This is a genomic window from Microbacterium arborescens, from assembly GCF_049707515.1.
Lineage (GTDB): Bacteria > Actinomycetota > Actinomycetes > Actinomycetales > Microbacteriaceae > Microbacterium > Microbacterium arborescens_B.
Genome location: NZ_JBNAFI010000004.1, coordinates 90,417 through 107,034, shown reverse-complemented (window position 1 = coordinate 107,034; position 16,618 = coordinate 90,417). Strand labels below are relative to the sequence as shown.

The window sequence follows — 16,618 nt, the reverse complement described above, 5'->3', positions numbered from 1 at the left end:
CCCTCTCACCCCTCTCGAACCCCGCCGCACCCCCACCCCTGTGCAGGAGCCGCGGCCGCCGCGGCCCCCGAACCGCGAGACGTCTCCCGCGCCCCGAGAGCCCGGCGTCAACCCAGCGTCTCGGGGCGAACCTGAGGTCTCGCGGATCGGAGCCGCACGGTCAGAACAGCGCGGGCCACCACGCCGCTGCCAGCGGGTAGCCGATGAAGGCGATGAGGTCGATGACGACGTGCGCGACGACGAGCGGCATGACCCGGCCCCAGCGGTGGTAAACCCATCCGAAGACCACACCCATCGCGATGTTGCCGAAGATCGGACCGATCCCCTGGTAGGCGTGGTACGCGCCGCGCAGTGCCGACGTCGACAGGATGATCGTCCACGTGCTCCAGCCGAGGCGGCGCAGCCGGTCGAACAGGTAGCCGATGAAGATGACCTCCTCGGTGAGCCCGGCGCGAAGCGCGGCGAGGGTGAGGAGCATGATCGCCGTCCACCCGCCGTCGAGCGGGGCGGCGCCGACCTGGACGGTGATCCCGAGCGTCCGGCCGAGCGCGTAGAGCCCGAGGCCGGGCACCCCGATGATCGCGACGAGCAGGATGCCGGCGCCCGCATCCCTCCCGAACATGCGGAAGTCCAGTCCGATGCGGCGCAGCGCCGAGCGCCCCGGCTCCCACAGGAAGTAGACCGCGAGTGCGACCGGCGCGAGGTTGAACAGGTGCGAGAACGCCTGCGAGACCACCGACCAGGGGTCGACGGTCGCGGCGCCGGGATTCAGCGACGTGGACTGATCGCCCAGGCTCACCTCGCGCGTCACCGCCTGCAGGAACGACAGCACCGAGAAGAACGCCGATCGGCCGACCGACAGCGCCAGGACGAGGGCGATCTCCCACCAGAGCCTGGTGCGCGACACGTGCGTCATGTTTCCTCCGCGTCGATGCTAGGACGGCGCGGCGCGTTCAGGGACGGCGGCGCTTGCGTGCCGGCGTCTCGGTAGCCAGGACGTGCTGCAGGGGCTCCGGGTCGGCGAGGCGGCCGATGGCGAGCATCGTCTCGACGCGGTCGATGCCCGGGATGGGCCACACGTGCTCGACGAGCAGAGCCTGCAGGTCGGCGTGATCGCGCACGCGGAAGCGGGCCATGAGGTCGTAGCCCGCAGCGAGCACGATGACCTCGGTCATCGCGTCGATCGCCTTGAGCGCGGTGAGCACGGCCGCGGCATCCGCGTTGCCGGTCAGTCGCAGCGGCATCACGACGAGCATCGGGTAGCCCAGCGCCGCCCAGTCGAGCTCGATCGTGTGGCGACGGATGACGTGTCCGCGCTCCATCCGCGCGATGCGCTCGGCGACCGCGGGGGCCGACATCCCGACGTCCGCGGCGATGCTGCGCATCGACGCCCGGGCATCCTCGTGCAGCCGGTGAAGGATGCGACGGTCGACGTCGTCGATCTCGAGCACCTCGCGTTCGGGCTCGAGCAGGGAGCGCAGTCGCGCAGGATCGGTCGTCATGCCCCTCCCCGGGCGCTGTCGGCGAAGCCGCTTCGTTCGAGCTCGCGAAGGACGTCGAGCGTGAACTGCACGTGATCGAGGAAGTCCTCGACGTAACCGTGCTCATCGTAACCGTGCATGTTGCCGGCGGGACGGAGCGTCCCGGTGGGCGAGATGATGGGCGCGCCGAGGTGCTCGAGGAACAGGGCCCCGGGACCGGCGCCGGTCATGACGTCGTAGACGACGGCCTCGGCGCCGAAGGCCTGCCCGGCCGCTCGCACCACGGCTTCACCGAACGCCGACTCGACCGGCGAGTAGGCGGGCGCAAGTGCCCGGATCACGGATACCGCGACGTCCGGATGCCGCTCGGACAGATGCGTCCGCACCGCGTCGACGACGCGCTCGGGCTGCATCCCCGGCACGAGCCCGAACCGGACGCGCGCCGACGCCGAGGCCGGGATGCTCTGTCGCACGCCCTCGTCGAGGTCGAAGCCCGACAGGCTCATGGAAGGTTCGAACACGAAGCGGGCGGAGAGCTCCGACGTCGTTCCCGGGAGGTACGGCGAGACCCCGTCGCGGGCGATCGAGGGGCCGGGCAGCGTGATGTCCGCGGTGCGGCGGCGCGCCCGCTCGTCGGGGACGAGCGCGTCGTCTCGAACACCGGCGACCGCGATGCGGCCGTCGGCGGTGCGCAGCGACGAGATCGCGGCCATCAGCTCGAGGGGAGCCGACCGCAGGATCGACGAGTAGGAGGGATGTTGCGCTGCCGCGAGGATGTCGAGCGAGAGCTCGATCTCAAGCGAGCCGCGGCATCCGAATCCTACGGCCGGTCGGCCGTCCTCCTCGCGCAGGTAGCTCTCCCACAGGCACGCGTCGGCGCGGAGGTCCGCGGCGTGGGCCGCCAGCACGTCGCCGAGCCCGGGGCTGCCGATCTCCTCGCACGGGTCGGCGAGGTAGATGACGCCGAAGGGCGTGCGCCCGTCGTGCTCCTCGATCCACAGGCGCAGCGACGCGAGTCGCCCCGCGACGTCGGCCTTGTCGTCGCACGCACCCCGGGCGTACATGGCGCCGCCCCGGATCTCGGTGGCGTACGGCGGCGAGCTCCAGCGCGCGGGGTCGCCCTCGGGCTGCACGTCGTAGTGGTTGTAGAGCAGCAGTGACGCATCGCTCGCGCCGGCGCGGAAGCCGACGACGACGGGACCGTACCCCGGGATGTCGTAGCGGACGACCCGGTCCATCAGGGGCGTCAGGCGCTCCTCGATCCAGTCCGCCGCCGCCGCGATGGCGTCGAGCCGCCCGGCGACCGTGGGGAAGCGGCACAGCTCCTGCCAGCTCGAGACGATCGCGTCGGCGGACTCGTCGATCCGCGGATCGCGGCTCATCGTCACTTCCCCCGCGGCAGCGAGAGCGGCACGAGGTCGTAGGGGTAGTCCGAGATGAGCTCGTAGCCGTCCTCGGTCACCAGCACGATGTCCTCGAGGCGCACGCCGCCGAAGCCCTGGCGGTAGCAGCCGGGCTCGATGGCGATGACGTCTCCCGCGACGAGTACCGCGTCGTTCTGGTTGAGGCTCGGCGGCTCGTGCACCTCGAGTCCGACGCCGTGTCCGAGGGAGTGGAAGTAGCCCTCGTCGAGGACCTCGCCCGGCTTCTTGGTCAGCTGAGTCGGCTGGCCGGCCGCTTCGATGGGCTCGCACGAGATGCGGTGCAGCTCCGCCACCGGCAGACCCGGGCGGATGGCGGCGAGCGTCGCGTCGAAGGACTTCTTGACGATGTCGTAGTAGAAGGCGAGCTCGTCGTCGATGTCGCCCTTGACGAAGGTGCGGGTCATGTCGGAGTTGCCGCCGGAGGCGATGTCGCGGGGACAGATGTCGACGGTGACCGGCTCGCCCTCGAAGATCTGGCCCGACCCGGCGTGGTGGCCGATGCAGGTCTGCGCGCCGTGGGCGACGATCATGCCGGCGTCCTCGCAGCCGTTGCGGAGGAACACCGACCGGATGCGGTCCTTCAGGTCCTCGCAGGTGAGGGGGACTCCGTCGAGGAGGAGTCCGCCGTCCGCGCCGACCGTGGCCCGGTCCATGGCGTCGGCCACGAGCGACACGCCCGCTTCGGCCGCCACCTGGGCGCGGCGGATGCCGGCCAGCTCGTGCGGGGTCTTCACGCGACGGCGCTGCACGAACAGCTCGCGGTCGACGCGCACCTCGACGCCGTTGGCCCGCAGGTGATCGGCCACCTCGAGCGGGAAGGTCGGCGGAACCGAGGCGGCGGTGACGCCGAGGCGGCGGCAGGCTTCGACGAGGGTGGAGAGCTCGGCGAGGTCGGGGTCCTGACCCGCTGCGCGGAAGTCGTCGAAGCCGAGTTCATCGAGGGGGAAGACGGTCATGCCGGGCACGTCGCGCATACGCGCGGCCTCGAGCGACTTGATGGCCACGTGGGGTGCGCCGTCGATCTCGATGTAGAGGAACGGGTCGTGCACATCGTGGGGGATGACGTGGCGCATGTCAGCGGCCAGCGTGCTCGCGTAGATGAGGATGGCGTCTTCCACCACGGCTGCTCTCTTCCAGTCGATGTCCGGCGCGGTGCAGGACGTCACGACCTTACATCAATCGGTTCAGACCAACCCTGCGCCTTCGTTACGAAAGATTTGCGTGTCTTGGGCCTCCGTACCGAAGGTGTCTTCGGAGCCGGTCCATCCGGTCCCGCCGCGTCGGTGCGACGCTCCGCCCAGACGCCGGACGGTTCCCGGCGCAGGATGACAAGCCTCCCGGCGCGATTGTTGCCGACATGTAACGGTTTGGGCCTGGATGCGGTCACAGGACCGGGGCGCGCTTATCGTCGGGGGTATATCCCGTGCTCTGGACACCGGCGTGTCTTCACCGCCGTCGACTATGAGCGCGTACCCGTCACCCAGGAGGAAACATGTCGAGACGACGTTGGGGAGTCGGCGCGATCGCGCTGGTATCCGCCGTCACGCTCACGCTGACCGGATGCTCGGCCGGCGGCGACAGCAACACGGGCGGGGGCTCCAATGCCTCCGCGATCATCACCGCGAACGGCACCGAGCCGCAGAACCCGCTGCTCACGTTCGGCACCACGGAGACCGGCGGTGGGCGCATCCTCACCTCGCTCTACGCGGGCCTCGTCAGCTACCAGGCCGACGGCGCCATCCAGAACGAGGTCGCCTCGTCGATCGAGAGCGATGACAACGTCGTCTGGACGATCACCGTCGCCGACGGCTGGACGTTCACCAACGGTGAGGAGATCACCGCGCAGACGTTCGTCGACACCTGGACCGCCGGCGCGCAGGACCCCAACGGCGCGTACTGGTTCTACACGATCGAGGGCGCGACCGACGACGGCAGCACCGCTCCCACGGGCCTCGCGGTCGTCGACGACATGACCTTCACGGTCACGCTCAAGGCTCCCGACGCCGACTTCCCGCTGCGTCTGGGCTACACGGCGTACATGCCGCTCCCGTCGGTCGCCTTCGAGGACCTCGAGGCGTTCGGTGAGAACCCGATCGGCAACGGCCCCTACATGCTCGACGGCGAGGGTGCCTGGCGTCACAACGAGGGCATCAACCTCGTTCCGAACCCCGACTACAAGGGCGTCCGCGAGGTCAAGAACGACGGCCTCAACTTCGTCTTCTACACCTCGCTCGAGTCGGCCTACGCCGACGCGCAGGGCGGAAACCTCGACGTTCTCGACACGGTGCCCGACACCGCGTTCGCGACCTACGAGACCGACTTCCCCGAGCGTTCGGTGAACCAGCCCGCCGCGATCTACCAGGGCTTCAACATCCCCTTCTACCTGCCGGACTTCGGCAACGACGAAGAGGGTCAGCTGCGTCGTGCGGCGATCTCGATGGCGATCAACCGCGAAGAGATCACCGACACGATCTTCCAGGGCACCCGCACGCCGGCCACCGACTTCACGTCGCCGGTCGTCGAGGGCTGGAGCGACGAGCTGCCCGGTTCCGAGGTGCTCGAGTACAACCCCGAAGAGGCGAAGGCGAAGTGGGCCGAGGCCGAGGCGATCAAGCCGTACACCGGCCCGTTCACCCTCGCCTACAACTCCGACGGCGGCCACCAGGCCTGGGTCGACGCGGTCGCGAACAGCATCGCCAACACGCTGGGCATCGAGGCGAGCGGCCTGCCGTTCCCGACCTTCGCCGCAGCGCTCGACCTGCGCACCACCGGCACCCTCACCGGCGCCACCCGCGCCGGCTGGCAGGCTGACTACCCCTCGCAGGGTAACTTCCTGTCGGCGCAGTACAGCACCGGCGGCAGCTCGAACTACGAGGGCTACACCAACCCCGAGTTCGACGACCTGCTCGCGCAGGCCGCGGCGGCTCCCTCGGTCGAGGATGCGGCCGGCCTCTACGAGCAGGCGCAGGAGATCCTGATGCGCGACCTGCCCAGCATCCCGCTGTGGTACGCCAACGCCGTGGGCGTCTGGGGCGAGGGCGTCGACAACGTCGTCTTCGGCTGGGACTCCGTTCCGCTCTACGAAGAGATCACCAAGGGCTGAGTTCGGCTTCCGGCGATCATCGAGTACGGTGTCCGGGGCGCGTTGCGTCCCGGACACCGTGCTGACCGGACCATGCCACCCCCCAAAACACCCGAACCTCATTTAGGAACTATTCGTCGATGCTCTGGTTCATCGGTCGACGGCTGTTGCAGCTGATCCCCGTCTTCTTCGGGGCGACCCTTCTCATCTACGCCCTCGTCTTCCTGCTGCCGGGAGACCCGATCGCCGCCCTCTACGGTGATCGTCAGCCTTCGCCCGCGGCCATTGAAGCGGTGCGCGCGCAGTACAACCTCGACAAGCCGTTCATCGTGCAGTACTTCCTGTACATCGGCGCCCTGGTCCAGGGCGACTGGGGCACGACCTTCTCCGGTCGCCCCGTCATCGACGTCATGGCTCAGGCATTCCCCATCACGCTGCGTCTGGCCGTCCTCGCGCTCGGCATCGAGGCCGTCTTCGGCATCGTCGTGGGTCTGATCGCCGGACTCCGCAAGGGAAAGCTCTTCGACGCCACCGCGCTGGTGGTGAGCCTGCTGCTCATCTCCGTGCCGACCTTCGTCATCGGCTTCGTTCTCCAGTACCTCCTCGGGATCCAGCTGGGGTGGTTCCGCACGACGGTGAGTGCCGGCGCACCCTGGAACGAGCTGCTGCTGCCCGCCATCGTGCTCGCGACGGTGTCGTTCGCCTACATCGTCCGTCTCACGCGTTCGTCGGTCGCCGAGAACCTGTCGGCCGACTTCGTCCGGACCGCGACCGCCAAGGGCCTCAGCCGCCCGCGCGTCGTCACGGTGCACGTGCTGCGCAACTCGCTCGTCCCCGTCGTCACCTATCTGGGCGTGGACCTCGGGTCGCTCATGGTCGGCGCGATCGTCACCGAGAGCATCTTCAACATCAACGGCGTGGGCGGCACGATCTACCGCGCCATCACGATCGGTGAAGGACCCACGGTCGTGTCCTTCGTCGCCATCATGGTGATCATCATCATGCTGGCGAACCTGCTGGTCGACCTCTTGTACGCCTGGCTCGACCCGAGGATCCGCTATGCCAAGTAATCTCCGCCGGAATCAGGACCACTTCGTCGCGCCCGAGGAGGAGACGCCCCTCCAGGCGATCGACGCCGTCTCGACCGACGACAAGCCGCGCACCGTCTGGGGCGACGCGTGGCAGTCGATGCGCCGACGCCCGATGTTCTGGGTGTCCGCCGTCCTCATCGTCCTCATCCTCGTCGTCGCTCTGCTGCCCGGACTGTTCTCGCCCGTCTCTCCGACCGCGAACTGTCTGCTGGCCAACAGCAACGGCGGCCCGACCGCGGGGCACCCGTTCGGCTTCACGCGCCAGGGATGCGACGTCTACGCACGTGTCATCTACGGCACGCAGTCGTCGGTGATGGTGGGCGTCGTCGCGACCCTGATGGTGACGATCTTCGGTTCGATCGTCGGCGCTCTGGCGGGCTATTACGGCGGCATCCTCGACGCGATCCTCTCGCGTGTGGCCGACATCTTCTTCGCCATCCCGACGGTCCTCGGTGCGATCGTGTTCATGTCGGTCGTCCCCGAGCGCACCCCGCTCGTCGTCGCGCTCGTGATCGCGGTGTTCGCCTGGCCGCAGATCGCCCGCATCATGCGCGGTGCGGTCCTGACCGCCAAGCAGGCCGACTACGTGGTGGCATCCATCGCGCTCGGCGTCTCGCGCTGGCGCGTGCTGCTGCGTCACGTCCTGCCCAACGCCGTCGCCCCCGTGATCGCGGTCGCCACCGTCTCGCTCGGCACGTTCATCGTCGCGGAGGCGACGCTGTCGTTCCTCGGCATCGGCCTCCCCGGCACGGTGATGAGCTGGGGCAACGACATCAACTCGGCGCGCCAGTCGCTCACCACGAGCCCCATGGTGCTGATCTACCCCGCCGCCGCGCTGTCGGTGACGGTCCTGTCCTTCCTCATGCTGGGCGACGTCGTGCGCGACGCCCTCGACCCGAAGGAGCGTGCGCGCCGATGAGCGACACCACGTCCTCGGATGCCACGCCGCTGCTGGACATCCGCAACCTCCACGTCGGGTTCCAGACCAAGGCTGGCCTCGTGCCGGCCGTGCGCGGTGTAGACCTGACCATCTACCCGCGCCAGTCCGTCGCGATCGTCGGCGAGTCCGGCTCGGGCAAGTCCACCACCGCGCAGGCGATCATCCGCCTGCTTCCGGGAACGGGACGCATCACCGACGGCCAGATCATGTTCGAGGGGCGCGATCTCGCCGCCCTGTCGAACCGCGAGCTGCAGTCCGTGCGCGGATCGCAGATCGGCTACGTGCCGCAGGACCCCATGTCCAACCTCAACCCGGTGCTCACCGTCGGGTTCCAGGTGCGTGAGGCCGTGCGCTCCAACCGGAGCGCGACGGGACGCGCCGGCGTGCGCGACCGCGCCGTCGAGGTGCTGACCGAGGCAGGACTCCCCGACGCCGAGGACCGGATGCGGCAGTACCCGCACCAGTTCTCCGGCGGCATGCGTCAGCGCGCCCTGATCGGCATCGGTCTGTCGGCGCGCCCGAAGCTGCTCATCGCCGACGAGCCGACCTCGGCGCTCGACGTGACGGTCCAGCGCCAGATCCTCGACCACCTCGGCACCCTGACGACGGACTTCGGCACGTCGGTGCTCTTCATCACCCACGACCTGGGCCTCGCGGCCGAGCGCGCCGAGCACCTCGTCGTGATGTACCGCGGCCGCGTCGTCGAGTCGGGCCCGTCGCAGGAGATCCTCGCCGACCCGAAGCACCCGTACACCAAGCGCCTGGTCTCGGCGGCTCCCAGCCTCGCGTCCCGTCGCATCCAGGCGGTGCGCCACCACGAGGACGTCGACGTGTTCGGTGCGGGAGAGGAGTTCCTCGCGCGTGCCGAAGAGCGCGAGGCCGAGGCGGAGTCCATCGCCGCGCGCACCGACTTCATCGACATCCGCAACGCGCGCCGCGTCTACAAGGTGCGCACGGGCGGCCTCTCCTCGAAGGAGATCGTCGCGGTCGACGACGTCAGCATCCAGGTCGCGAAGGGGACGACGACCGCGATCGTCGGCGAGTCCGGCTCGGGCAAGTCGACCCTCGCGAAGCTCTTCCTGCAGCTCGAGCAGCTGACCTCGGGCGAGATCCGTTTCGACGGCAAGAAGCTCGGCGGGCTGAGCCGCGCCGAGGAGCTGGCCTTCCGGCGCCGCGTGCAGCCGGTCTTCCAGGACCCCTACGGCACGCTCGACCCGCAGTACAGCGTCGGCGACACGATCGCCGAGCCCATGCGCGTGCACAAGTTCGGCAGCCAGAAGGAGCGGTCGGCGCGCGTGCGCGAACTGCTCGACCAGGTGTCGCTGCCGGCGGCGGCCAAGGACCGCTACCCGAGCGAGCTCTCGGGCGGTCAGCGTCAGCGCGTCGCGATCGCGCGCGCACTGGCTCTGAAGCCCGACGTGCTGGTTCTCGACGAGGCCGTGTCCGCGCTCGACGTGCTGGTGCAGGGTCAGATCCTGAACCTGCTGACGGAACTGCAGACCGAGCTCGACCTGACGTACCTGTTCATCACCCATGACCTCGCCGTGGTGCGCCTGGTGGCGGACAACGTCTCGGTCATGCGGCGGGGGCGGCTCGTCGAGTCGGCGACGACCGATGAGGTCTTCGATCACTCGACCGAGGACTACACGCGCGAACTCCTCGCGGCGATCCCCGGTGCGGGCTTCCAGTTCGGCGTCTGATCCGACCGCAGCATGAACAAGACCTACCGACCGGCGTCGGCGACCATCGCGGTTGCCGGCGCCGGTCTGCTCGCCGCCTTCCTCCTCGGCGACGTGTTCGTCCGCGGCGGCGTCATCCAGGGTCTGCTCATCGCGCCCTGGGTGCTGCTGGCGGTCTGGGTCATCTACACGCTGCTCTACGCGCCCTTCGTCGCGATCGACGAAAGCGCGATCGTCATCGCGAACCCGCTGCGCGTGACGCGCGTGCCGTGGGGCGCGGTCACCGGCGTCCGGCTGCGCTGGCAGATCGTCGTCGACACGGCCGACGGCCGATCGATCACCGCGTTCGGCGGCCCGTCGCCCGGAAGGCCTGCGCGCGTCGGCCGTGGCGCATGGTCGAGCGTGCGCGACGAGGCTGAGCGGATGCCGGCGGCGGTGCGCGAGATCGATGAGATCACGCAGGCGTGGGACGCGAACGCCCCCGGAGCCGTGACGGCTCCGATCACGACGACGTGGAATCGTGCGGTCCTCCTGCCGCTGGCGGTCATCGCCCTCTGGGCCGTCATCGCGCTCGTCGCCGGCGGCTGATCGACCCCGTCGTCCGATCCTCCGGGGCCCGCGTCTCCGCGTGCGCCCGCCGCCTGCCGAAGTGCTCACCCGGGTCGACGCAGGGTGAGCAAGGCGTGCGCCAACGGTGGCTCCCGTAGGACACATTTTGCTAACGAACGTGGTTCGCGCAACACGCTCGAAACGAACGCGCGCCAGGGTAGTGGTCATCTGAGCTCGGCGGCGACGTCGCCGGGCGGGGAGCGGAAAGGTCTTCCGTCGCCCGGATCATCAAGAGAACAGGAGTGGGAATGCGTTTGACGCGTATCTCCATGGCGGCCGCAAGCGCCGCAGCCCTGGCGCTCGTCGTCGTCGGCTGCGCGCCGGCGGACGGCGGCGAACAGGAGGCCACGACGGCGAGCCAGTCCATCGCCGTTTCGGTCGGTCCGAACGACTTCATCAGCTACAACGGGTTCACCCCGGAGACGTACTCGACGTACAACTCCGCGATCGTGGACCGCATCCTCGTGGGCTTCAGCTACTTCGACGAGGTCGGCGCCATCCAGCCGAACTCCGACCTGGGCTCCTACGAGATGGTGTCGGAAGACCCGATGATCATCGAATACACCATCGCCGACGACGCTGTCTGGTCCGACGGCACGCCGATCACGGTCGCGGATGCCGTCCTCGCGTGGGGCGTGCAGAACGCGAACATCGCCGGCGCTGAAGGCCCGCTCTTCAACTCGGTCTCGCAGGACCTCGGCGACACGGTGCCCCAGGGTCCCCAGGGCGAGGCCGACGCCAAGTCCTTCACCGTCGAGTTCGCCGCTCCCGACCCCGACTGGCAGATCCAGACGTGGCTCGTCAGCCCCGCGCACGTCGTGGCGGAGCAGGGCGGCATGTCGACCGAGGAGCTCGTCGAGGCGATCCGCGGCGGCGACGCCGCAGCGCTGGCGACGGCGGCCGAGTTCTGGAATACGGGCTGGAACACTGCGCCCGGCACGCTTCCCGACGAGGCGCTCATCCCGAGCTCCGGCCCGTACGTCCTCTCGTCCTGGGAGGCCGGCCAGTCCGTCACGCTCAAGCGCAACGAGAACTACTACGGTGAGCCGGCCGCCAACGACGAGCTCGTCATCCGCTTCGTCGAGCAGGACGCGATGGTCCAGGCGCTCGAGAACGGCGACCTCGACGTCATCGCGCCCCAGCCCTCGGTCGACACCGTCTCGCAGATCGAGGAACTCGGCGACGCCGCTCAGCTGCTCACCGGTCAGACCCTGACCTGGGAGCACCTCGACTTCAACTTCAAGGGCAACGCCTCGCTCGCGAACAGCCTCGAGCTGCGTCAGGCGTTCGCGATGTGCGTTCCGCGTCAGCAGATCGTCGACAACCTCATCAAGCCCGTCAGCTCGGACGCCGAGGTCATGAACGCCCGCGAGGTGTTCCCGTTCCAGGAGAACTACGACGAGGTCGTCTCGGCGGCGTACGACGGCCGCTACGACGAGCCCGACGTCGAGGCCGCCAAGGCGCTCGTGGATGAGGCCGGCGCCGCAGGCACCGTCGTCCGCATCGGCTACTCGGCTCCGAACCCGCGTCGTGCCGACGAGGTCGCCCTGATCAAGTCGTCGTGCGACCAGGCCGGCTTCGAGATCCAGGATGTCGGCAACGCCGACTTCTTCCAGCCCGGTGGCACGCAGGAGCGCGGTGACTACGACGTGGCCCTGTTCGCCTGGGCGGGCTCCGGCCAGATCACCTCGGGCCAGAACATCTACGCCACCGACAAGCCGCAGAACTACGGCGGCTACTCCAGCCCGGTCGTCGACGAGGCGTGGCAGACGCTCGTGACGAGCCTCGACGAGTCGGTGCACCTCGAGCAGACGAAGATCATCGAGAAGCAGCTGTGGGACGACCTCTACGGCATCCCGCTGTTCGCCCACCCCGGTGTCGACGCCGCCGCTGCCGACATCGAGAACGCGCAGCACTCCGTGGGCCAGAGCGGCATCATGTGGAACGCCGAGAAGTGGTCGCGCGCAGAGTGAACATGTTCTGTCTCTGACACGACCAGAGTGTGGGCCGTCGCTGCGGTGACGGCCCACACTCCCGTGAGGGGCGCACGTGCGCCCCGCGTACGACCAAGGGACTTCGACTTCCGTGCTGAAATTCATCATCCGCCGACTGGCGGCCGCGGTGGGCATCATGCTCGCCGCATCCCTCCTGATGTACGTCCTCACGATCAACTCCGGTGACCCGCTCGCCGACCTGCGCGAGAGCAACGCGGACAACCGCGAGCAGTTGATCGCCCGACGTACCGAATACATGAACCTCGATCTGCCCTGGTACCAGCGCTACTTCAGCTGGCTGCTCGGTGCGAGCAAGTGCCTCATCGGCCAGTGCGACCTGGGGCTGACCCGGCAGGGTGTCGAGGTCACCACGCTCGTGGGACAGGCGGCGGCCTCGACGATGAGGCTCGTCCTGCTCGCCACGATCCTCGCGCTGGTCATCGGCATCGCGATCGGTATCGTGACCGCGATCCGGCAGTACTCCGGCCTCGACTACGCCGTCACCTTCCTCACCTTCCTCTTCTTCTCGCTGCCGGTCTTCTGGGCCGCGGTGCTCTTCAAGGAGTACCTCGCGATCGGATACAACGACTGGATCCGCGACCCGCAGCTGACGCCGACACAGATCGTGGTGATAGCCGTGGTCATCGGTTTCGTCGTCCAGGTGTTCGGCGGCGGCTCATTCAAGCGGCGCGCGATCACCTTCGCCGTCACCGCGGTGTTCGTGGGTGCAGCCGTGTCGCTCATGCTCGCGACGGATGCGTTCCGCGAACCGCGGCTGACGATCATCGGGGTCGCGGTGCTCACCGTCCTGCTCGCCCTGAGCGCGACCGTGGCATCCGTCGGCCTCCACAACCGACGCGTCGTCGTCATCGGTCTGGCCAGTGCGGGTCTCGTCGTCGTCATGCATCTCGCGCTGACGAACGTGTTCATCTACTACATGAACTGGGGCGTCCTGGCGGCGGGCGCCGTCCTGGCGATCGTCGTGCCCTTCCTCATCGGCCGGTTCTTCGGCGGCCGCTTCCGGGGGCCCGCGACGGTGGTCGCCTTCGTGACGGTCTTCGGCGGCGCGCTCCTCACGGTGGTCGACTCGCTGTTCCGCGTCTGGCCGTCGTTCCTGCAGCGCAAGCCCCGACCCATCTCGACGATCGGTGCGCAGACTCCGAACTTCGACGGGACCTTCTGGCAGACCTTCCTCGACATCGGCACGCAGATGCTGCTGCCGACCCTGCTGCTGACGGTCATCTCGCTCGCCTCGTACAGCCGCTACACGCGTACGTCGATGCTCGAGGTCGGCAACCAGGACTTCATCCGCACGGCGCGTGCCAAGGGTGTGCCCGAGCGGCTCGTCATCTTCCGCCACGCCTTCCGTAACGCCCTGATCCCCATCGCGACGATCGCGGCCTTCGACTTCGCGGGCCTGATCGGCGGCGCCGTGGTCACCGAGCGCGTCTTCGGCTGGAAGGGCATGGGCGACCTGTTCGCCACCGGGCTGCACGAGGTCGACCCGAACCCCGTAATGGCCTTCTTCCTCGTGACCGGCCTGGCCGCGATCGTCTTCAACATGCTGGCGGACATCTTCTACGCCGTCATCGACCCGAGGATCCGAGTATGACGAACCCGAACGACAACGTGCCGACCACGACGTCGGTTCTCTCGGTCGCCGAGGCCGAGGATGCGGCGCTGGCCAAGAGCACCGCCCCGCCCCGCTCGCAGGCCCGCATCGTGTGGGGCCGGTTCCTGCGGCACCGGGCGGCCACCATCTCCTCCGTGGTCCTGATCTTCCTCACCCTCCTGAGCTTCTCCTCGGTGGGCTTCTTCGGCATCCCCGGATGGTGGCCGCACGACTACCGCGCCGCCGGCGACGTCGTCAACGGCGGCCTTCCGACGCTGAGCCTCATCCCGGAATGGCTCGGGGGAGACGGCATCCGCATCGGCGAGCACCCGTTCGGTCAGGAGAACACCGGCAAGGACTACTTCGCCCTGACGATGATGGGCACCCAGCGCTCGATCCTGCTGGGTCTCGTGCTCGGTGTGACGTCCACGGCCATCGGCGGAATCATCGGCGCGGTCGCGGGCTACTACCGGGGGTGGGTGGATTCGGTGCTGATGCGCATCACCGACCTGTTCATCGTCATCCCGCTGCTCGCGCTGGCGGCGGTCGTCGGCCAGATCGCGGGCAACATCGGCAAGAACCCGATCCTCCTGGCGTTCATGCTGTCGCTTCTGACCTGGACAGGACTCGCGCGTCTGGTGCGCGGCGAGGTGCTGTCGCTCCGCGAACGCGACTTCGTGCTGGCGGCCCGGGCCTCCGGCGCGGGGGGAGCGCGCATCATCTTCCGCCACCTCATGCCGAACGTCGTCGGCGTCATCGCGGTGAACGCGACGTTCGCCATCGCCGGCGCGATCCTGCTCGAGAGCTCGCTGTCGTTCCTCGGGTTCGGCGTCCAACCCCCGGAGACCTCGCTCGGTCTGCTGATCAGCCAGTACCAGGGCAGTTTCACGAGCCGGCCCTGGCTGTTCTGGTGGCCGGGCGTGATGATCCTCGCGATCGCCCTGTCCATCAACTTCCTGGGTGACGGCATCCGCGACGCGTACGACCCGCGTCAGTCCCGGAGCGTCCGCCGCGAGATCAAGAGGAGGAACCGCGCATGAGCCTCACCGCAACGCGTACCGCACTGAAGTTCACCGATCTCTCGGTCACCTTCCTCACCGGATCGGGTGACGTCGACGCCGTCAAGGGGATCTCGCTCGAGGTCCGACCGGGCGAGGTCGTCGCGGTGGTGGGGGAGTCGGGGTCGGGCAAGTCGGTGACCTCCCTCGCCGCGATGGGGCTCCTCGCCGAGAACGCGATCACACGCGGCTCCGTGACGGTGGGCGACACCGAGGTGATCGGTCTGCCGAACGAACGGATGCGGAAACTCCGGGCCACCGAGATCGCGATGATCTTCCAGGAGCCGATGACCGCGCTGAACCCGGTGCTCACGATCGAGCGTCAGCTCACCGAGATCTTCGAGCTGCACGACGTCGCCTACGGCGAGGACGCACGCGATCAATCGATCGAGCTGCTGCGCGATGTGGGCATCCCCGATCCCGAGCGGCGCATCAAGCAGTACCCGCACCAGTTCTCCGGCGGCCAGCGCCAGCGGATCGTGATCGCCATGGCGATCGCCCTCGATCCGAAGGTCATCATCGCCGACGAGCCGACCACGGCGCTGGACGTGACGGTGCAGGCGGAGATCCTCGACCTGCTGCGTCGTCTGAAGGACCACCGCGACGCCGGCATCCTGCTCATCACGCACAACATGGGCGTCGTGGCCGACATCGCAGACCGCGTGGCCGTCATGTACCGCGGTGACCTCGTCGAGGTCGGCACGGTCGAGGACGTTCTCACCCGGCCGCAGCATCCGTACACGAAGAAGCTGCTGGCAGCGGTTCCCCGGCTCGACCCGGCGATCACGTCGCGGGCTGCCCACGCCGTCACGCGCGACGTCGTCCTCGAGGCGAAGGGTCTCGTGCTCGAGTACGCCGGTCGGGGCAAGACGTTCCGCGCGGTCGAGGACGTGTCGTTCGACCTCGCTGCCGGCGAGGTGCTCGGGATCGTGGGCGAGTCCGGTTCGGGCAAGTCGACCATCGCCCGAGCCGTTCTCGGGCTGATGCCCGTCGCGGAGGGGACGCTGAGCCTGGGGGGAGCGGATCTCGCGAAGCTGCGGGGGCGGAAGGCCAAGAACGTGCGCCGCGAGATCGGTGTCGTCTTCCAGGACCCCGCCGCATCTCTCGACCCGCGGTTCCCGATCGGCGACTGCATCATCGAGCCGATGGTGATCCACCGCGTCGGCACCAAGGCCGAGCGGCTCGATCGAGCCCGCGAGCTGCTCGACGCGGTCCGGTTGCCGCGCGACGTGCTCGAGCGCTACCCGCACGAGCTCTCCGGCGGACAGCGCCAGCGCGTGTCGATCGCGCGCGCGCTCGCGCTGCGACCGAAGCTGTTCGTCGCCGACGAGCCCACCTCCGCGCTCGACGTGTCGGTCGAGGCGGCGGTGCTCGACATGCTGAAGGAACTGCAGGAGACCTACTCGTTCGCGTGCATCTTGGTCAGTCACGACCTCGCCGTCGTCGACCAGCTCTCCGATCAGATCCTCGTGCTCAAGTCCGGTCGCACAGTCGAGCAGGGCGCGACCTCGCAGGTGCTCCTGCAGCCCCGCGAGGCGTACACCCGCGAGCTGCTCGCCGCTTCTCCCGTACCCGATCCCCTCGAACAGCGCCGGCGCCGTGAGGGCCGTCGCGCAGCTCTCGACGCATCCTGAACACCGGCTTCCAG

13 protein-coding genes are annotated in these 16,618 nt (G+C 68.7%); 9 read left to right on the top strand and 4 right to left on the bottom strand.

Annotation, left to right across the window (positions count from 1 at the left end; genetic code table 11):
• Positions 1-160 precede the first annotated feature (160 nt).
• From ACPYN5_RS09740 to ACPYN5_RS09725, 4 genes are read right to left on the bottom strand one after another with little or no spacing between them, the layout of a single operon-like run.
• The gene (locus tag ACPYN5_RS09740) at positions 161-916 is read right to left on the bottom strand and encodes a CPBP family intramembrane glutamic endopeptidase (RefSeq protein WP_424448785.1); all 756 of its coding nucleotides are present in this window, start codon (positions 914-916) and stop codon (positions 161-163) included.
• Positions 917-953: 37 nt separating this feature from the next.
• Positions 954-1,502, bottom strand: coding sequence for an Lrp/AsnC family transcriptional regulator (locus tag ACPYN5_RS09735; RefSeq protein ID WP_424448784.1), 549 nt, complete (start codon positions 1,500-1,502; stop codon positions 954-956).
• On the bottom strand, positions 1,499-2,863 hold the full coding sequence (locus tag ACPYN5_RS09730; RefSeq protein WP_424448783.1) for a M20/M25/M40 family metallo-hydrolase: 1,365 nt from the start codon (positions 2,861-2,863) through the stop codon (positions 1,499-1,501). Before ACPYN5_RS09730 ends, ACPYN5_RS09735 begins: the two co-directional genes overlap by 4 nt.
• Positions 2,864-2,865: 2 nt before the next feature.
• Complete coding sequence (locus ACPYN5_RS09725) at positions 2,866-4,071, bottom strand: M24 family metallopeptidase (RefSeq protein WP_424448782.1); 1,206 nt, start codon at positions 4,069-4,071, stop codon at positions 2,866-2,868.
• Between the two features lie 326 nt (positions 4,072-4,397).
• Between ACPYN5_RS09725 and ACPYN5_RS09720 the strand changes: the two genes are divergently transcribed.
• The 9 genes from ACPYN5_RS09720 (at position 4,398) to ACPYN5_RS09680 (ending at position 16,604) form a co-directional block, all read left to right on the top strand.
• A complete protein-coding gene (locus ACPYN5_RS09720; protein ID WP_424448781.1) occupies positions 4,398-6,008 on the top strand; it encodes a peptide ABC transporter substrate-binding protein in 1,611 nt (536 codons plus the stop codon).
• Between the two features lie 119 nt (positions 6,009-6,127).
• Complete coding sequence (locus ACPYN5_RS09715; RefSeq protein WP_424448780.1) at positions 6,128-7,057, top strand: ABC transporter permease; 930 nt, start codon at positions 6,128-6,130, stop codon at positions 7,055-7,057.
• Positions 7,047-7,997, top strand: coding sequence for an ABC transporter permease (locus tag ACPYN5_RS09710; protein WP_424448779.1), 951 nt, complete (start codon positions 7,047-7,049; stop codon positions 7,995-7,997). Before ACPYN5_RS09715 ends, ACPYN5_RS09710 begins: the two co-directional genes overlap by 11 nt.
• Complete coding sequence (locus ACPYN5_RS09705; protein ID WP_424448778.1) at positions 7,994-9,718, top strand: dipeptide ABC transporter ATP-binding protein; 1,725 nt, start codon at positions 7,994-7,996, stop codon at positions 9,716-9,718. Before ACPYN5_RS09710 ends, ACPYN5_RS09705 begins: the two co-directional genes overlap by 4 nt.
• Before the next feature lie 12 nt (positions 9,719-9,730).
• On the top strand, positions 9,731-10,285 hold the full coding sequence (locus ACPYN5_RS09700) for a PH domain-containing protein (protein ID WP_424448777.1): 555 nt from the start codon (positions 9,731-9,733) through the stop codon (positions 10,283-10,285).
• A gap of 269 nt (positions 10,286-10,554) precedes the next feature.
• Complete coding sequence (locus ACPYN5_RS09695; RefSeq protein WP_424448776.1) at positions 10,555-12,279, top strand: ABC transporter substrate-binding protein; 1,725 nt, start codon at positions 10,555-10,557, stop codon at positions 12,277-12,279.
• 112 nt (positions 12,280-12,391) lie between these two features.
• Positions 12,392-13,912 (top strand): ABC transporter permease, encoded by a 1,521-nt coding sequence (locus tag ACPYN5_RS09690; protein ID WP_424448775.1) that lies wholly within the window; start codon positions 12,392-12,394, stop codon positions 13,910-13,912.
• Positions 13,909-14,952: an ABC transporter permease gene (locus ACPYN5_RS09685; RefSeq protein WP_424448774.1), complete on the top strand. Its 1,044-nt coding sequence runs from the start codon at positions 13,909-13,911 to the stop codon at positions 14,950-14,952. Before ACPYN5_RS09690 ends, ACPYN5_RS09685 begins: the two co-directional genes overlap by 4 nt.
• A complete protein-coding gene (locus ACPYN5_RS09680) occupies positions 14,949-16,604 on the top strand; it encodes an ABC transporter ATP-binding protein (protein ID WP_424448773.1) in 1,656 nt (551 codons plus the stop codon). The genes ACPYN5_RS09685 and ACPYN5_RS09680 overlap by 4 nt, the downstream gene beginning before the upstream one ends.
• Positions 16,605-16,618 lie beyond the last annotated feature (14 nt).

Coding starts and splice junctions, on each gene's coding strand:
- ACPYN5_RS09740 (WP_424448785.1), bottom strand. CDS start 916: ATGACGCACGTGTCGCGCACCAGGCTCTGGTGGGAGATCGCCCTCGTC.
- ACPYN5_RS09730 (WP_424448783.1), bottom strand. CDS start 2,863: ATGAGCCGCGATCCGCGGATCGACGAGTCCGCCGACGCGATCGTCTCG.
- ACPYN5_RS09720 (WP_424448781.1), top strand. CDS start 4,398: ATGTCGAGACGACGTTGGGGAGTCGGCGCGATCGCGCTGGTATCCGCC.
- ACPYN5_RS09695 (WP_424448776.1), top strand. CDS start 10,555: ATGCGTTTGACGCGTATCTCCATGGCGGCCGCAAGCGCCGCAGCCCTG.
- ACPYN5_RS09715 (WP_424448780.1), top strand. CDS start 6,128: ATGCTCTGGTTCATCGGTCGACGGCTGTTGCAGCTGATCCCCGTCTTC.
- ACPYN5_RS09680 (WP_424448773.1), top strand. CDS start 14,949: ATGAGCCTCACCGCAACGCGTACCGCACTGAAGTTCACCGATCTCTCG.
- ACPYN5_RS09705 (WP_424448778.1), top strand. CDS start 7,994: ATGAGCGACACCACGTCCTCGGATGCCACGCCGCTGCTGGACATCCGC.
- ACPYN5_RS09685 (WP_424448774.1), top strand. CDS start 13,909: ATGACGAACCCGAACGACAACGTGCCGACCACGACGTCGGTTCTCTCG.
- ACPYN5_RS09700 (WP_424448777.1), top strand. CDS start 9,731: ATGAACAAGACCTACCGACCGGCGTCGGCGACCATCGCGGTTGCCGGC.
- ACPYN5_RS09710 (WP_424448779.1), top strand. CDS start 7,047: ATGCCAAGTAATCTCCGCCGGAATCAGGACCACTTCGTCGCGCCCGAG.
- ACPYN5_RS09735 (WP_424448784.1), bottom strand. CDS start 1,502: ATGACGACCGATCCTGCGCGACTGCGCTCCCTGCTCGAGCCCGAACGC.